Source organism: Demequina iriomotensis, assembly GCF_000971395.1.
GTDB lineage: Bacteria > Actinomycetota > Actinomycetes > Actinomycetales > Demequinaceae > Demequina > Demequina iriomotensis.
Map to the genome: position 1 here is coordinate 80,869 of NZ_BBME01000015.1, position 15,057 is coordinate 95,925.

13 protein-coding genes are annotated in these 15,057 nt (G+C 72.5%); 3 read left to right on the plus strand and 10 right to left on the minus strand.

Annotation, left to right across the window (positions count from 1 at the left end):
* Positions 1 to 41: 41 nt before the first annotated feature.
* The 8 genes from folK to dacB all read right to left on the minus strand — a co-directional run bounded on the left by folK (position 42) and on the right by dacB (position 8,861).
* Positions 42 to 1,091, minus strand: a complete 1,050-nt coding sequence (gene folK / locus AOM09_RS10270) for a 2-amino-4-hydroxy-6-hydroxymethyldihydropteridine diphosphokinase (protein WP_062387794.1) — start codon at positions 1,089 to 1,091, stop codon at positions 42 to 44.
* Positions 1,088 to 1,903: a dihydropteroate synthase gene (folP, locus tag AOM09_RS10275; protein WP_267127879.1), complete on the minus strand. Its 816-nt coding sequence runs from the start codon at positions 1,901 to 1,903 to the stop codon at positions 1,088 to 1,090. The genes folK and folP overlap by 4 nt, the downstream gene beginning before the upstream one ends.
* A 37-nt stretch (positions 1,904 to 1,940) precedes the next feature.
* Positions 1,941 to 2,507, minus strand: a complete 567-nt coding sequence (gene folE, locus AOM09_RS10280; RefSeq protein ID WP_228375118.1) for a GTP cyclohydrolase I FolE — start codon at positions 2,505 to 2,507, stop codon at positions 1,941 to 1,943.
* Positions 2,508 to 2,509: 2 nt separating this feature from the next.
* Positions 2,510 to 4,567 carry an ATP-dependent zinc metalloprotease FtsH gene (gene ftsH, locus AOM09_RS10285; protein ID WP_062387804.1) on the minus strand — a complete coding sequence of 686 codons (2,058 nt, stop codon included), beginning with the start codon at positions 4,565 to 4,567 and terminating at the stop codon, positions 2,510 to 2,512.
* A 177-nt stretch (positions 4,568 to 4,744) separates the two neighbouring features.
* Positions 4,745 to 5,584: a type IV toxin-antitoxin system AbiEi family antitoxin domain-containing protein gene (locus AOM09_RS10290; protein WP_062387808.1), complete on the minus strand. Its 840-nt coding sequence runs from the start codon at positions 5,582 to 5,584 to the stop codon at positions 4,745 to 4,747.
* A 247-nt stretch (positions 5,585 to 5,831) separates the two neighbouring features.
* The gene (hpt, locus tag AOM09_RS10295) at positions 5,832 to 6,371 is read right to left on the minus strand and encodes a hypoxanthine phosphoribosyltransferase (protein WP_062388126.1); all 540 of its coding nucleotides are present in this window, start codon (positions 6,369 to 6,371) and stop codon (positions 5,832 to 5,834) included.
* Between the two features lie 14 nt (positions 6,372 to 6,385).
* On the minus strand, positions 6,386 to 7,435 hold the full coding sequence (tilS, locus tag AOM09_RS10300; protein WP_228375119.1) for a tRNA lysidine(34) synthetase TilS: 1,050 nt from the start codon (positions 7,433 to 7,435) through the stop codon (positions 6,386 to 6,388).
* A complete protein-coding gene (gene dacB / locus AOM09_RS10305) occupies positions 7,425 to 8,861 on the minus strand; it encodes a D-alanyl-D-alanine carboxypeptidase/D-alanyl-D-alanine endopeptidase (RefSeq protein ID WP_156162330.1) in 1,437 nt (478 codons plus the stop codon). The genes tilS and dacB overlap by 11 nt, the downstream gene beginning before the upstream one ends.
* 77 nt (positions 8,862 to 8,938) lie before the next feature.
* Here dacB and AOM09_RS10310 point away from each other — a divergent pair, with 77 nt between their 5' ends.
* Positions 8,939 to 9,463 (plus strand): inorganic diphosphatase, encoded by a 525-nt coding sequence (locus AOM09_RS10310; RefSeq protein WP_062387818.1) that lies wholly within the window; start codon positions 8,939 to 8,941, stop codon positions 9,461 to 9,463.
* A gap of 200 nt (positions 9,464 to 9,663) precedes the next feature.
* Here the strand turns inward: AOM09_RS10310 and AOM09_RS10315 are convergent, their stop codons facing one another.
* On the minus strand, positions 9,664 to 11,073 hold the full coding sequence (locus AOM09_RS10315) for an NlpC/P60 family protein (RefSeq protein ID WP_156162331.1): 1,410 nt from the start codon (positions 11,071 to 11,073) through the stop codon (positions 9,664 to 9,666).
* Between the two features lie 183 nt (positions 11,074 to 11,256).
* Here AOM09_RS10315 and AOM09_RS10320 point away from each other — a divergent pair, with 183 nt between their 5' ends.
* Both AOM09_RS10320 and metX read left to right on the plus strand, forming a co-directional pair.
* A complete protein-coding gene (locus AOM09_RS10320; protein ID WP_062387823.1) occupies positions 11,257 to 12,483 on the plus strand; it encodes an acyltransferase family protein in 1,227 nt (408 codons plus the stop codon).
* A gap of 66 nt (positions 12,484 to 12,549) precedes the next feature.
* Complete coding sequence (gene metX, locus AOM09_RS10325) at positions 12,550 to 13,746, plus strand: homoserine O-acetyltransferase MetX (RefSeq protein ID WP_082099029.1); 1,197 nt, start codon at positions 12,550 to 12,552, stop codon at positions 13,744 to 13,746.
* A gap of 7 nt (positions 13,747 to 13,753) precedes the next feature.
* Here the strand turns inward: metX and AOM09_RS10330 are convergent, their stop codons facing one another.
* Positions 13,754 to 14,956, minus strand: a complete 1,203-nt coding sequence (locus AOM09_RS10330; RefSeq protein ID WP_062387825.1) for an acyltransferase family protein — start codon at positions 14,954 to 14,956, stop codon at positions 13,754 to 13,756.
* Positions 14,957 to 15,057 lie beyond the last annotated feature (101 nt).

Here is a 15,057-nt window from a genome sequence, read left to right on the forward strand (position 1 = left end):
TGCGGCCCGTGCGGCCCGTGCGGCCCGGCTCCCGCGCATCGTCACCCCTGCGGCGCCGCGGGCTCCGGCGATGCGGGCTCCGGCGATGCGGGCCAGCGCGCGGCCACGAGCTCGACGCCGTCCGTGCCCACCTCGGCCGCGAGGTCGCCGATGCGCTCGCCGCCGGGCAGCACGTGGTCGGGGGCGAGCGTCGCCCAGGGCTGCAGCACGAACGCGCGCTCGGCGGCGCGCGGGTGCGGGACCACCAGGTCGGGCTCGTCGAGCGAGACGTCGCCGTAGGCGAGCAGGTCGAGGTCGAGGGTGCGCGGCCCGTTGGGCTCGTGCCGCTCGCGACCGTGCACCACCTCGATGCCCTGGCACGCGGCCAGCAGCGCACGCGGCGCGAGCGAGGTCTGCACCTCGATGACGGCGTTGAGGAAGTCCGGCTGCTCGGGGCCGCCGATGGGCCGCGTGCGGAACAGCGAGGAGACGCGCCGCACCTCGATGCCCGGGATGCGGTGGAGCTCCCACAGCGCCTCGCGGAACGTCGCGTCGACGTCGCCGATGTTGCCGCCGAGACCCAGGTAGCCGGTCACGGGCTGGATCGGCTCGGCGTCGGCGGGCTCGGCCTCGCGCGGCCCGGAGCTGTACGGGTCCCCGGCGCCGCCCGCGGACGAGCCGATGCGCTTGCCCGCCCACAGCGTGCCCGAGCGCAGGTCGCGGCGGATCTTCACCATGACGTCGCGGAACTCGACGTGCAGCGGCGCCTGAGGCTTGTGGACCACCACGTCGACGGCCTGGACGCCCTCCATCTCGAGGATCGCGCGGGCGATGTGCTCGGCGACGGTCTCGAGGAGGTCGGACGGGTCGCCGCCCAGCACCTCGGCGGTGCGATCGGCGATGTCGGAGTAGTTGACCGTCCGCGCGAGCTCGTCCTTGTCGGCGGCCGTGCGCGTCGACACGTGGGCGACCACGTCCGCGAGGAACAGCTGCCCCGACTCCTTCTCCGGGGCGTACACCCCGTGGAAGCCGGTGACACGAATGCCCTGGACGATGATCTGATCGAGCTCGATCCCGTCCTTGACGTAGGGGGTGATGGCAGGCGTCGTCATGGGGCCCATCCTTCCGGTCGTCGCGCGTTCTCCCAAGCCGACACGACGTGCAGCGCGTCGACCGCGGCCCGCGCATCGTGCACCCTGACCCCCCACGCGCCTGCGGCCGCTGCCAGGGCGGTCACCGCGGTGGTGGCGTGCTCGCGGGCCGTCGGGTCGGCGGCGTCGACGCCGTCGCGCGCGATCGCGGCGCCCAGGAAGCGCTTGCGGCTCGCGCCGACCAGCACGCGGCGCCCGCGCGCCCACGCGTCGAGGTTCGCGAGCAGGGGCCAGTTCGAGTCGGTCACCTTCGCGAAGCCCAAGCCGGGATCGAGGACGATGCGCTGCTCGGCGACGCCGGCCGCGACCAGGGCGTCGACGCGCGCGTCGAGCTCGGCGCCGACCTCGGCGACCACGTCCTCGTACGCGTCGAGCGCGTCCATCGCGGGCGAGTGCGCGCGCCAGTGCATCGCGACGAAGTCGACGGCAAGGTCGGCGACCGTGGCCGCCATCGCATCGTCCGTGAGTCCGCCCGAGACGTCGTTGACCACGCTCGCGCCGGCCTCGACCGCGGCGCGGGCCGTCGACGCGTTCATCGTGTCGATGCTGGTGGCGACCCCGGCAGCGGTGAGCGCGCGGATGACGGGCACCACGCGGTCGCGCTCCACGTCGGGGGTGACGCGCGCGGCGCCGGGACGCGTGGACTCGCCGCCCACGTCGACCAGGTCGGCGCCGTCGTGGGCGAGCTGGAGACCGCGTGCGATGGCCGCGTCGACCTCGGCGTAGAGGCCCCCGTCGGAGAAGGAGTCGGGCGTGACGTTGAGGATGCCCATGACGAGCGTCCGTGCACCCCGCTCCGCCGGCTGCATCTCAGCGTCCGAGTATCAGGCTCATGGCCTCCGCACGGGTGGCGGCGTCGCGCATGATGCCGCGCACCGCGCTCGTCACCGTGCGGGAGCCGGGCTTGCGGACGCCGCGCATCGACATGCACAGGTGCTCGGCCTCGACCACGACGATGACGCCGCGCGCGCCGAGCTCGTCCACCAGCGCGTCGGCCACCTGCGTGGTGAGGCGCTCCTGGACCTGCGGGCGCTTGGCGAAGACGTCGACCAGGCGGGCGAGCTTGGACAGGCCGGTGATGCGGCCGTCCGTGCCGGGGATGTACGCGACGTGCGCGACGCCGTGGAACGGCACCAGGTGGTGCTCGCACATCGAGTACAGCTCGATGTCCTTGACCAGGATCATCTCCTCGTGGCCGAGCTCGAAGACCGCGCTGAGCACGTCCGCGGGGTCCTCGTGCAGGCCCTTGAAGAACTCCTCGTAGGCGCGCGCGACGCGGCTGGGGGTGTCGCGGAGCCCGTCGCGGTCGGGATCCTCGCCGACGGCGGCCAGGATCTCCCGGACCGCCGCCTCGATGCGGGGCTTGTCGACCGACACCGTCACTGGTCCTTCGGCTCGACGAGCTCGGGCGCAGGCACGGCGTCCTCGTCGGCAGCGTCGACACCGTCGGCACCGTCGCGCGCCTCGACCGCCGCATCGTCCGCCGCCACCGGCTTGGCGTGCGTCACGATGGCCCCGCCCTTGACCGACGCCGGGGCGGCCTCGATCCAGGAGCCCGAGATCCACTCGTCGCGCGCGGGGATGCGCTCGATGTCCGCGAAGATCTCCGCGAGCTCGGTCTCGCCCAGGGTCTCCTTCTCGAGGAGCGCCTCGGCGAGCCTGTCGAGCACCGCGCGGTTGAGCGTGAGCGCGAGCGTGGCCTCGGCCATCGCGTTGTCGAGCAGCGCACGGACCTCCTGGTCCACGGTGGCCGCGACGGACTCGGAGAACTCGCGCCCGTGGCCCATGTCGCGTCCGAGGAACACCTCGCCGGAGCTGCCGCTGAGGCGGACCGAGCCGATGCGCGTCGACATGCCGTACTCGGTGACCATCTGCTTCGCGATCTCGGTGGCCTGCGAGATGTCGTTCGACGCGCCCGTCGAGGGGTCGCCGAAGATGAGCTCCTCCGCGATGCGCCCCCCCATCGCGTACGCGAGGTTGTCGAGCAGCTGGTTGCGGGTCTTGGAGTAGCGGTCCTCCTGCGGCATCACCATCGTGTAGCCGAGCGCGCGGCCGCGCGGGAGGATCGTGACCTTGGTGACCGGATCCGTATGGCGCATCGCGGCCGCCACCAGGGCGTGGCCGCCCTCGTGGTACGCGGTGACGCTCTTGTCGTGGTCGTTCATCACGCGGGTGCGCTTCTGCGGGCCGGCGATGACGCGGTCGATGGCCTCGTCCATCTCGTCGGGGCTGATGAGCTGCTTCTCGCGGCGGGCGGTGAGCAGCGCGGCCTCGTTGAGCACGTTCGCGAGGTCGGCGCCGGTGAAGCCCGGGGTGCGGCGTGCGAGCGCGTCGAGGTCGACCTCCGGGCTGATGGGCTTGCCCTTGGCGTGGACCTCAAGGACCTTGACGCGACCCTTGAGGTCGGGGGCGTCGACGCCCACCTGGCGGTCGAAGCGGCCCGGGCGCAGCAGCGCGGGGTCCAGGATGTCGGGGCGGTTGGTCGCCGCGATCATGATGATGTTGGTGTGGATGTCGAAGCCGTCCATCTCGACCAGCATCTGGTTGAGGGTCTGCTCGCGCTCGTCGTGGCCGCCGCCCAGGCCGGCGCCGCGGTGGCGGCCGACGGCGTCGATCTCGTCCACAAAGATGATCGCGGGGCTGTTCTTCTTGGCCTGCTCGAACAGGTCGCGCACGCGGCTCGCGCCCACGCCGACGAACATCTCGACGAAGTCGGACCCGGAGATCGAGAAGAACGGCACGCCCGCCTCGCCGGCGACGGCGCGCGCGAGCAGGGTCTTGCCGGTGCCGGGCGGGCCGTACAGCAGCACGCCCTTGGGGATCTTGGCGCCCACGGCCTGGAACTTGGCCGGGTTCTCGAGGAACTCCTCGATCTCCTTGAGCTCCTCGACGGCCTCGTCGACGCCGGCGACGTCCTCGAACTTCACGGTCGGCGTGTCGGGGGTCACCATCGACGCCTTCGACTTGCCGAAGTTCATGAGGCGGCCGCCGCCGCCACCCTGCATGTTGGACATGAGGAACCAGAACAGGCCCACGAGCAGGAGGATCGGCAGGAACGTGAACGCGATGGACGCCCAGATGGAGCTCTGCGGGACCTCGGAGTTGTAGCCCTGCTTCGGGTCGGCGTCCTTGACGGCGTCGACGATCTCGGTGCCCTGCGGCTCGACGTAGAAGAACTCGACCTTGCCGCGGTAGTCGCTCCACTCCGACGGCACGCCGTCGGGGAAGTCCTCGGGGTCGATGAGGGTGATCTCGACGCGCTGGTCGCCGTCGACGATCTTCACCTGGTCGGCGACCTGCTGCTCGAGCATGTCGAGGCCCACCGAGGTGTCGACCTGCTGGGTGCGCGGGGACAGGAGCCCGGACACGACCCAGGCGACCAGCAGCGCGGCCGCGACGTAGAAGATGATCAGGCGGATGTTGAGGACGTTCTTCATCGTGCCCCCGACTCTACGCGGTGCTTCCGACACGACGGAAAGGTTTCGCTCAGGGCTTGCCCACCCAGTTCGCTCCGCACGGTCGAAGCCGCGACACGCCGTGCGGAAGCCTCGCACTACGCCTGACTCCCGGCGCGGCGGAACCGCGACCGTGCGGAGCGAATATCGCCGGCGGCATCAGGCGCATCCGAGCCGCCACAGCACCGCCCGCACGTCGGCGATGATCTCGTCCGAGGACTTCCATACGTCGTCCCACACATAGCGCAGGTGGGGGATCGACTGGGTGGTGAGCGCGCGTCCTCGTCGTAGGTCCTCGGCATGGCTCTCCTTGTCCGAGTGAAAGGCGAACCCATCGCACTCGATCACGAGCCGTCTCTCGACGACGAAGTCGACACGTCCCACCCCGAGAATCTGCACCTGAAGGTCGAAGTTGAAGCCGCCCTCGATCAGCGCTGCGCGGGTGACGGACTCCAGCGGCGACTCGCTGCGTGCATCAGCGTGCTTCGCGAGCCACGCGCGGGTCGCCACCGGCGCCGTTCGGAACGCTCGGATCTGTGCCCGCGACATCTTGCCTGCCCGAAGCGCGGCATCGGCTGCCGCCAGCAACCCGGGCAGCTCGAGGCACCTGCTCGCCACGTCGATCGCCACGGGGACGCGACGCATCGCCTCACGTGTGTAGCGGTCGCACCAGTGGAAGACCGCAGCGTCGAGATCCCGCAGGCCGGGACGGCCGAGGCTGCGATCATCGGGGAGAGCGAGGTGCGGCTTCGCTGCGCGGGGGACGACCGGGATACCCGCTCGCGCGAGCACCGAGATGCAGCACGGCTCGGCGCGAAACAGGGCGGCAGCGACGTCGATCGGGTCGGCAGTGGGAAGAGCGTAGACCCCGCGGTGAGGCCGCAGGATCCGTCCCGCGGCCACCTGGTCCCTGATCCTGTTGAGCGGAACGCCTGCAGTGACGAGGTCCTTGTAGCGAGCGACCCCGTTCGCCAAGAGCAGCGCGCGCATCGGATCCATGCACCGACACTCCAGGCACCGGCGTTGTCGCGTGGTCGCGTCGCGCGGGCCTGGGGAACCGCGGGGCGGTCCTGTGGGCCGTGGAAACCGCCCCACGCGCGAGACGTGTGGCCCTATGTACACACGCGCGGAATTCGCTGCGCACGGTTTGGCCCGCGACACGCCGGGCGCGATGGGCGATCCGCCCCGCATCACCGGCGTGGCGGACCTCAGACCGTGCGGAGCGTAGAGGCGGGAGGGGAAGGGGTTACTTGTCCCCGTAGACCTCGGGCTTGAGAACCGCCACGAACGGCAGCGTGCGGTAGTCCTCCGCGAAGTCGAGGCCGTAGCCGACCACGAACTGGTTGGGGATGTCGAAGCCCAGGTAGCGCACCGGCACGTCGACCACGGCGGCCTCGGGCTTGCGCAGCAGCGCCGCGACCTCGACCGAGGCGGCCCCGCGCGAGCGCAGGTTGCCCGTGAGCCACGACAGCGTCACGCCGGTGTCGATGATGTCCTCGACGATGAGCACGTGGCGCCCCGTGAGGTCCGCGTCGAGGTCCTTGAGGATGCGCACCACGCCCGAGGACTTGGTGCCGGAACCGTAGGACGACACGGCCATCCAGTCCATCTGCACCGCGGGCGGCATGCGACGCGCGAGGTCGGCCATCACCATGACGGCGCCCTTGAGCACGCCCACGAGCAGCAGGTCCTGACCCTCGTAGTCCGCCCGGATCGCGGCGGCCATCTCGTCGAGCTTGCGCCCGATCGCGTTCTCGCTCACGAGCACCTCGGAGAAGTCGCTCATGTCGTACTGGAAGCTCACGCTGGCCTCTCCTTATGTCCCGGGTGGCTGATGACCAGCCTGCCATATTCGCGCCGCGCCTCGTAGCCGCCCGGGAGCGAGATCGCGCCCTGGCCCTTCCACTGCATCACCAGCGAGTCGAGCGCCGCCACGTGGGTCGCGGTCATGGGTCCCGCGCCCCTGTTCTCGGCGAGCATCTTGAGCATGCGCGTGCGGATCGCGTCGGGCAGCGCGGCGAGCATGTCGCAGCGCCACTCCTCGGCGTCGCCCGTGGCGGCGGTCCCCACGGGGGACGATGCGACGGGCACCGCCATCGCGGAGCGCGCCTGCCGGTCGAGCTCGTCCGCGTCGGCCTGCAGCAGCGCCGCGGAGCGCGCGAGGCCGGACACGACGCCCGGGCCCAGCACCTCCACGAGCGACGGCATGACGCGCGTGCGCAGCGCCGAGCGGCGCGGGCCGTCGTCGACCGCGTTCGACGGGTCGTGCCACGGGTCGAGGTCGAGCGCCTGGCACGCCGCGAGGGTGTCCTTGCGGCGGATGGTGAGGAACGGGCGGACGATGCGCCCGCGCCGGGCCGGGATGCCCGCCAGGGCGCGCGCGCCGGAGCCGCGCGCGAGCGCGAGCAGGACCGTCTCGGCCTGGTCGTCCATGGTGTGGCCCGTGAGCAGGAGCGGGTCGAGCCCGCCCTCCGCGACCACGCGTGCCTCGAGCGCGGCGTACCGGGCCTCGCGAGCGGCGGCCTCCATGCCGCCCGCGCGGCCGACCGTCACGCGCTCGATGCGCACGGTGTCGATCCCGGCCCGCCTCACCTCGCGTGCCGCACGCTCCGCGACCACGGCCGAGTCGGGCTGGAGCCCGTGGTCGACGATGATCGCGCCGGCGAACAGCCCCTGCTTGCGGGCCGCGAACGCGACGGCGGCGGCGAGCGCGAGCGAGTCGGGACCGCCCGAGCAGGCGACCCACACGCGCGTCCCGAGCTCGAGGTCGCCGAGCGCGTCGCGCACGGCCACGCGGCACGCGGCCACCGCGGGATGGGGTCCCGTCACCCTGTCGCCCTCATCCTGCACAGCCGCATTCTGCCAGCGCGCCCAGCAGGTCGTCGAACGCCCCCATCGGCCGCTCCTGCCCGTAGGGCATGCCGTCCGCGAGGATCGCGACCGCGAGGGGACGGCCGTCCGCGGTGACCAGCACGCCGGCGATCGCGGTGACCCCGGTGAGCGAGCCGGTCTTCGCACGCCAGTAGCCCGCGGGCGGCAGCCCCTCGTAGCGCGTCGAGACGGTCCCCTCGAGCCCCGCGAGCGGCAGCCAGTCGAGCAGCGCCGCGAGCTCCGGCTCGTCCCGGGCCGCGAGCAGCGCGCTCGTCATGGTCGCGGGCGAGATCTGGTTCCGGTCGGAGAAGCCCGCGCCGTCGTACAGCTCCATCCCCGCGACGTCGACGCCGATCGCCTTGAGCGACGCAACGATCGCCTTCGCCTCGCCGCCGGGGGTCGCGCGCCGTCCCGTCTCGAGCGCGAGCACGCGCGCGACCTGCTCCGCCACGGTGTTGTCGGACACGGAGAGAAGGTGCCGCGCGACCTCGGACAGCGGAGCGGACTCGACCGCCGCGACCTCCCGGGCGCGCGCATCGTCCGCCACGGGGGACGATGCGCGGGTCACGTCTCCCGTGACGGTCAGCCCGCGCGCCTCGAGGGCCTCGGCGAAGACGCCGCCCGCGTGCAGGGACGGGTCGGCGGCGCGCTTCGCGTAGTTGTCGTCGGTGAGGCGCGCGGCGTCGACCGCGAGGCCCGAGACCGGCGCGGCGTAGCCCATGTCGAAGGCGTACTGGGGCCATTCCTTGGGCCACGCAGGGCCCGGGAAGTCCGAGTCGTCGATCCGGACGCGGACGGCGCCCGTCGCATCGTCCCCGAGCGCCTCGAGCACCGCATCGGCCAGATCTCCGAGCCCGGCCCACCCGTCGGCGGCGTCCTCCGCATCGTCCACGTCGCCGTGGTGGCCCTGGTCGGCGGCGAGCATGACGTCGCCCCCGGCCACGAGCGTGAGCGTGCGGGTCGCGGGCACCCACGCGACCGTCGTCGTGGTGGTGAAGTCGGCTCCGAGCTCGGCGACGGCGGCGATCGCGGTGAGGAGCTTGGTGGTCGAGGCGGGCACCTGCGGGTCCGCGGCGTCGAGGTCGGCGTAGACCGTGCCGTCGAGGTAGTCGACCACGGACACGTTCGTCGACTCGCCCGTGCGGTCGTCGGCGCGGACCTGGTCGACCAGGGCCTGGACCGCGGCGGCGGACGGACGGGGCGCATCGGGGTCGAGGCCCGCGACCGCCTCGACGGGCGCGGGGCTCGCAACCGTGACGGGCTGCTGCGTGACGAACGGCGCCTGCGGCTCCGCGGGCGGCGCGGCGGTGATCCAGCCGGGGACCACGTCCTGCGCGTCGAGGTAGAGGTAGCCGCCGGCGAGCACGAGCAGGCCCAGCGTCACCGCTGCGATGATTCTGCGCACCCACGACCTCCGAACTTGCGCCACACTAGTACCGTTCCTCACCAGGACCTCTGACCTAACCCGTAAGGACGCCAGGCATGGAATTCGACGTCACCATCGAGATCCCGAAGGGCTCGCGCAACAAGTACGAGGTGGACCACCACACCGGTCGCATCGTTCTCGACCGCATGCTGTTCACCTCCACGCGCTACCCCGATGATTATGGCTTCATCGACGGCACGCTCGGCGAGGATGGGGACCCGCTGGACGCGCTGGTGCTGCTCGAGGAGCCCACGTTCCCCGGCTGCCAGATCCGCTGCCGCGCGCTCGGCATGTTCCGCATGCGCGATGAGGCCGGCGGCGACGACAAGGTGCTGTGCGTGCCCGTCGGCGACCAGCGTCAGACGTGGCGCCAGGAGCTCACCGACGTCTCGGACTTCCACCGTCTCGAGGTGCAGCACTTCTTCGAGGTCTACAAGGACCTCGAGCCCGGCAAGTCCGTCGAGGGCGCCCACTGGGTGTCGCGCGAGGAGGCGGAGGACGAGATCCGCTCGTCGTTCGAGCGCGCCAAGGGCACGCCCTTCGCGACCCTCAACCCCCTGCACCCGCCGCAGGACCACTGAGTCTGTGACGCGGAAGGCCCCTCGGATCGCCGGGGGGCCTTTCGCATGCCCCGCCCCGCCCCGCCCTGGCCCGCCCCGCCCGGCTCGCTGACACTGGCAACGGAATTCGCCGCGACACGCCGGGCACGACCGGGTTTCGCGCACCGACACGCCGACAACCCGGGACCAACTCCGTTGGAAGTGTCCCGCCGGGGGTGGGGTTACGGGCGGCCGATGTACGGCATCAGGTTCGCGCTGCCCCACGCGTAGAGCCCGCGCGTGCCCGACAGGCGCGACGGGTTCGACGCCTCCATCACCATGCCGCCGCCCACGTACATGGCCACGTGGTAGATGGTCGACGGGTCGGACGTGTTGGTCGCCCAGAAGACCAGATCGCCCGGGCGCAGCTGCGAGTACGCGAGGTGCGACGTCGCGGCGTACTGCGAGCGCGACGTGCGCGTGATGTAGATGCCGGCGGAGCTCCACGCGGTCGAGGTGAGCCCCGAGCAGTCGTAGTACGTGGGGCCGGCGCCGCCCAGCAGGTAGGGCTTGCCCGACAGCGCGATCGCCGCGTTCGCCGCCGCCACGCCCTGGGCCGCGGTCGAGCGCCACGTGGTCGCGGGCTTCTCCGGCTCGGGCGTGCTGGTCGGCTTGGGGGTCGAGGTCTTGGTCGGCTCGGGCTCGGAGGTCTTCGTCTCCTCCGGCTCCGACGTCTTAGTGGAGTCAGGCTCGGACGTCTTGGTCGGCTTGGGGGTCGACGTCTTGGTGGAGTCAGGCTCGGGCTCGGAGGTCCTCGTCGCCGTGGGGCGCGGGCGGGACTGCTCCTGCTCCTCCTGCTCGGCGGCCTCGAGCCGTTCCTGCGCCTCGGCCTGGGCCTGGGCCGCACGCGCGGCCTCGAGCCCGGCCTGGCGCTCCTCCTCGAGCTGGACCGTGACGCCGCGCAGCTCCGCGAGGCGCACCACCGCATCGGCGCGCGTGGCATTGGCCTGCTCGACGGCGCGCTCGGCGTAGGCCTGGGCGTCCTGCGCCTCCGCGTACGCGGACTTGGCCTCCGTGGCGGCGGCCTGCGCCTCCGTGGCAGCCTCGTCGGCGTACTCGTGCATGGTCGAGGCGACCAGCTCGGCCGCCTTGACGCGCTGGACCCACATGTCCGCCTCGTCGGAGCCGCGCGTGAAAGCCTCCGAGCGCGCGATGACGTCGTCGACGGTCTCGGCCCCCACGACGGCGCCGATCTGGCTCATCGAGCCGGCGTCGCGGTAGGCGGCCTGCGCGACCGAGGCGAGGTTGGCACGGGCCTCCGCGAGGTCCTTCTCGGCCTGCTCGGCACGGGCCTCCGCGGCGACCAGCGTGTCGTCGGCCGCGTCCGAGGCCTCCTGCGCATCCATGTAGTCGGCGCCGGCGACCAGGGCGTTCGTCTCCGCCTCGTCGCGCGCGGCCGCGAGCTGCGCGATCGCGCCATCGAGCTCGTCGATGCCGGACGCGACGTCGTTCGCCGCGGCGCGCGCAGCGTCGATCTCGGCCTGGCCCGGGTACTCGTCGGCGCGGGCACGATGCGGCGCCGCCACCACCACGGCGCTGGCGATCGCGAACATCGCCGCGAGCGCGAGCACCCGCTTCAGCCCAGCCGTCACATCCACCGCCCTTGTCACATCCGTCACACGAGTCACGTCCGCCACCGATACTAGGCGCGGAGGGCCGTCGGGGGAAGACCCGGGCGGCACCTCGAGCCGACCTCCGGCCGCCGCATCCGCCCGAAATGCTCGCGACGCATGAAATACCTGGACTGTCCGCTATCGCCGTGACAAGGTGTGCGCATGGCCGCCGCCCCGGGCACCGCCAGCGGACGCATCGAGTACCTCGATGGGCTCCGTGCCGCGCTCATGCTCCTGGGCATCCCGTTCCACACGGCGCAGGCCTTCAGCGGGATCCCCTGGTTCATCCAGAGCCCCACGGAGTCGCCGTCGCTGGACGCGTTCGCCGAGTTCCTCCACATCTGGCGCATGCCCGCATTCTTCGTGGTCGCAGGCATCTTCAGCACCATGATCCTGGGACGCCGCGCTCCGGGCGCCTGGCTGCGCGGGCGGGCGGTCCGGCTCGGCTTCCCGCTGCTGTTCGGGATGCTGCTGCTCAACCCGATCCAGTGGGCGCTGATCGGTTGGGCGCGCACGGGCGACCTCGCCGGTGCGCTCGCGGCGGTCGAGACCACCGCGGCCGCCCCGTCGAGCAGGTGGCTGATGCACCTGTGGTTCCTGCTCAACCTGCTGCTGTACTCGGCGGCGCTGGCGCTGATCGCCGCGACGCCCGTCCGTCGGGGCGCCCTGCGACTCGCCACGCGCGTCTCGCAGGCCTTCACGGCCCGTCCGCACTCGGTCGCGCTCGCGCTCGCCGCGGCGGCGGGCGTCGCCGTGATCCTCGGCCTCGCCGCGTGGCAGGCGAGCAACGCCGAGGCGCTGACGCACTCGCTGCTCACGCGCAACCTCATCATGTTCGCGCCCGCCTTCGTGCTGGGCGGGCTCCTCGGCATGTCCCCCACCACCCTCGCGGCCGCGCTGTCGCTCTCGACCCGATGGGTCGCGGCGGTCGCGGCGCTCACCGTCGGCGCGGTGCTATGGATCGAGCTCGTGGATCAGCGGGAGTCGGCCGCGGTGAACGCCGTCCACGCGGCCTCGTGGACCGTCGGCGGCCTCGCGATGACGGTCCTCGCCCTCAAGGTCGCGGCCGCCCGGCTCGACCGCCCCAGCAGGACCATCACGTGGCTGGTCGACAGCTCGCTCGTGGTGTACCTGGTGCATCAGCCGCTCATCATCCTCGTCGGAGCGGCGCTCATGAGCGTCGGGATCGTCGGCTGGCTCGGCTGGGCCGTCACGGTGGCGGCGGTCCTCGTCGGCTCCCTCGCGCTGTACGAGGCGGTCAACGCGCTCGCACCCGTGAGGTTCGCGGCGACCGGCAGCCGCCGGCGCGGCCTGAGCTACCGCACCGTCGCGGGCGTCCACGGACCGCGCCTCCGCGCCCGGGTCGCGGCGACGCTCCGACGCCGCTAGGGCCCGGGACGATGCGTGGGCACGGGAGGCGCCGCGCGCCCGCCTGCGCCCTCTAGGCTGAACGCCATGGACGACGACGGCATCGAGACCGACGCGAAGGCCGCCGACGAGGGGCCCGGCGCGGGCGCACCCATCCCCGCGAGCGCGGCATGGCGCGAGGGCGACCACCCGGGGCGCCGGCTGTTCCTCAGCCTGGGCGACCTCGCCCTCGAGGCCGACCCCCTGGGCACGCTGCCCGACGTCACCCTCGCCTACGAGACCTGGGGCACGCTCAACGCGGCCAAGGACAACGCCGTGTACGTCGCGCACGCGCTCACGGGCGACAGCCACGTGTTCGGCCCCGCCGAGCCGGGCCACCACACGGGCGGCTGGTGGAACGCCATGGTGGGCCCGGGCAAGCCCATCGACCCGGCCCGCCACTTCATCGTGTGCGCGAACGTCATCGGCGGCTGTCAGGGCTCGACCGGCCCGTCCAGCGCGCACCCGGAGGACGGGCGGCCGTGGGGCTCCCGCTTCCCGTACGTGACGATGCGCGACATGGCCCGCGCGGAGATCGCTCTCATGGACCACCTCGAGATCGACCGGTGGAGGCTCATGACGGGTCCGAGCATGGGCGGCATGCGCGCGCTCGAGTGGACCGTGATGGCACCGGGCCGCGTCGGCGCGATCGCGCCGGTGGGCTCGACGGGCGCGACCACCGCGGACCAGATCGCGTGGTCGACGGCCCAGCTGGCCGCCATCCAGGCGGACCCGAAGTTCCGCGGCGGCGACTACTACGACGCCGCCGACGGCGACGGCCCCCACGTGGGGATGGGCATCGCGCGCATGATCGCGCACACCACGTACCGCAGCGCCGGCGAGCTCAACGACCGCTTCGACCGCAGCTACCAGGGCGAGGGCGACCCGCTGGGCAGGGGCGGGCTGTTCTCCGTCCAGAGCTACCTGCAGCACCACGCGCGCAAGCTCGCGCGACGCTTCGACGCCAACACCTACGTGCGGCTCGCGCAGGCGATCCAGTCGCATGACGTGGGCCGCGGCCGCGGCGGCGTCGAGACCGCCCTCGCGCGCTACACCGATCCCGCGCTGGTCATCGCGATCGACTCGGACCGCCTGTACCCCATGGCGAACTCGCAGCGGCTCGACGCGGCGCTGTCGGGATCGAACGGGATCAAGGTGGTGCACTCCCCCGTGGGCCACGACGGCTTCCTGGTCGAGGCGGCGCAGATGATCGCCTTCATGGACGAGTTCGAGCGAGGGCTCTGAGTTCGGCTCACTGCTCGCCGGACGCGACCGCAGGTGCTTCCTCACGGCGCGCGTCCCGGCGCGACCCCTTGGGCGTGACCAGCTGCCGCACGCGGTCGGTGTGCCGCTCGAACAGCTGGTAGAAGCCGAGCGCGACGGCCACCGGCACCAGGGTGATGCCCAGCAGACCCAGGTAGGTCACCGGGGTGAGCGCCCACCGATCGCTCGCGAGCGGCACGATGAGCGCGGCGAGCAGCGCCACGACCGGCATGTGGGTGGCGTACAGCGAGTACGACCACTCGGCCCACGTCGCGACCGGGGCGACGATGCGCCGCGCGCGCGGCGAGCGGATGTCCGTGATGAACGAGGCCACCATGGCGGCGGTCGCCAGGGCGAGGGCGAGGGTTGTGGCGCGGGTGCCGCGCGTGGTGTCCACGGCGGCGCACGCGAGCACCGTGACCACCAGGATCGCCCGCACCGAGGCGAGCACGGGACCGCCGATCCTGTCGAGCACCTCCGCGATGGCGTCGCGGCGCCACGCGACCGCGGCGCCGAGCAGCCACGCCGGGAACAGCGCCAGCACGCCCGGGGCACGGGGCTCGGTCGGGAACGAGACCACGGCGATGCCCGCCGCGAGGGTGAGCACCGCGGCGACGCGCACGCGCCATGAGGCGCCGCGCTTGAGCACCAGCAACGCTGCGGGGAACAGCAGGTAGTACCAGAACTCCGCCATGAGCGACCACAGCGGCGAGTTGGTGCCGAGCGCCGGCACGTAGAGCCGCTGCAGGAACACGGCGTTGCCCAGCGCGTCGACCGCGTCGAGGCTCGGAAGCGGCCCACCTACCGGGACGACCGTGTGGTAGGCGGATGACCCCTGGTAGACGTCGCTGTCCGGGCGGATCGCGGCTCCGACGCGATCGAGCAGCTCGGTGAGGGCGATCGCCGGGACGAGCACCAGCCACAAGCGCGTGAGGCGGGCGCGTGCATAGTGCCCGAGCGACGGCGGGTCGCGCCGCACGGCACGCATCGCCGCACCTCCGACCCAGTACCCGCTCAGTGCGAAGAAGACGATCACCGCCTGGTGGCCGAGCGACGTGGAGGCGTACAGCGTCTGCGCCACCAGGCCCTGATCCGCGGCGTCGACGAAGTCGACGAAGAACATCGCGCGGACGTGGCTCACCACCACGAGGATCGCCGCGAGGATGCGGAGGGCGTTCATCGAGACGTTCATGGCCCGCACCGCCGCCCCGCGCGACCCGGCGCGGGCACGGACGCCTCAGCAGGCTTGGCCACGATTCCCCCCTCGTGGAAGCGGCGCCTGGGTGTGCCGCA

Excerpts from the sequence above, each read along its gene's own strand:
- folK (WP_062387794.1), bottom strand. The coding sequence starts at position 1,091 with ATGACGACGCCTGCCATCACCCCCTACGTCAAGGACGGGATCGAGCTC.
- AOM09_RS10310 (WP_062387818.1), top strand. The coding sequence starts at position 8,939 with ATGGAATTCGACGTCACCATCGAGATCCCGAAGGGCTCGCGCAACAAG.
- AOM09_RS10330 (WP_062387825.1), bottom strand. The coding sequence starts at position 14,956 with ATGAACGTCTCGATGAACGCCCTCCGCATCCTCGCGGCGATCCTCGTG.
- folP (WP_267127879.1), bottom strand. The coding sequence starts at position 1,903 with ATGGGCATCCTCAACGTCACGCCCGACTCCTTCTCCGACGGGGGCCTC.
- hpt (WP_062388126.1), bottom strand. The coding sequence starts at position 6,371 with ATGAGCGACTTCTCCGAGGTGCTCGTGAGCGAGAACGCGATCGGGCGC.
- ftsH (WP_062387804.1), bottom strand. The coding sequence starts at position 4,567 with ATGAAGAACGTCCTCAACATCCGCCTGATCATCTTCTACGTCGCGGCC.
- AOM09_RS10320 (WP_062387823.1), top strand. The coding sequence starts at position 11,257 with ATGGCCGCCGCCCCGGGCACCGCCAGCGGACGCATCGAGTACCTCGAT.
- metX (WP_082099029.1), top strand. The coding sequence starts at position 12,550 with ATGGACGACGACGGCATCGAGACCGACGCGAAGGCCGCCGACGAGGGG.
- AOM09_RS10290 (WP_062387808.1), bottom strand. The coding sequence starts at position 5,584 with ATGGATCCGATGCGCGCGCTGCTCTTGGCGAACGGGGTCGCTCGCTAC.